1 pseudogene is annotated in these 532 nt (G+C 62.4%); it reads left to right on the forward strand.

Annotation, left to right across the window (positions count from 1 at the left end):
* A pseudogene (locus GOB93_RS21075) lies at nt 1–532 on the forward strand (cobalamin-dependent protein); the annotation flags it as partial.

Consider the following 532-nt stretch of genomic DNA (forward strand, 5'->3'; position numbering starts at 1 on the left):
GTTCTGGAACTACAAAGAAACCTGCGATCTGACCGGCGCACGCTACCCGGCAGCGCCCCTCGGCCTGATCACCGTCGCCGCCCTGCTCCCGAAGCACTGGGAGGTCAGGCTCGTCAACCGCAACACTGAACGCCTGACGGAAGACGATGTCGCATGGGCCGACATGGTGATGACCGGCGGAATGCTGCCCCAGCGAAACGACGCCCTGCAGATCATCGACATGTGCCGCGCAGCCGGAAAGCCGGTGGTGACCGGCGGCCCTGACGTCACCTCCAGCCCGGACATCTACAGCGCCGCGAACTTTCAGGTCCTCGGAGAAGCCGAGGAAATCATGGGCGACTTCATCGCCGCATGGCGAAGCGGCGCCAGGCAGGGCGTTTTCACAGCCCCCATGGGCAAAACGGATGTCACCCTGAGCCCTCTCCCGCGCTTTGATCTGCTGAAACTGAACCAGTATCTGCATGTCGGAATCCAGTTCTCGCGCGGATGCCCGTTCAGCTGCGAATTCTGCGACATCATCGAACTGTACGGC

Origin of the sequence: Acetobacter musti (assembly GCF_011516835.1) — a bacterium.
Lineage (GTDB): Bacteria > Pseudomonadota > Alphaproteobacteria > Acetobacterales > Acetobacteraceae > Acetobacter > Acetobacter musti.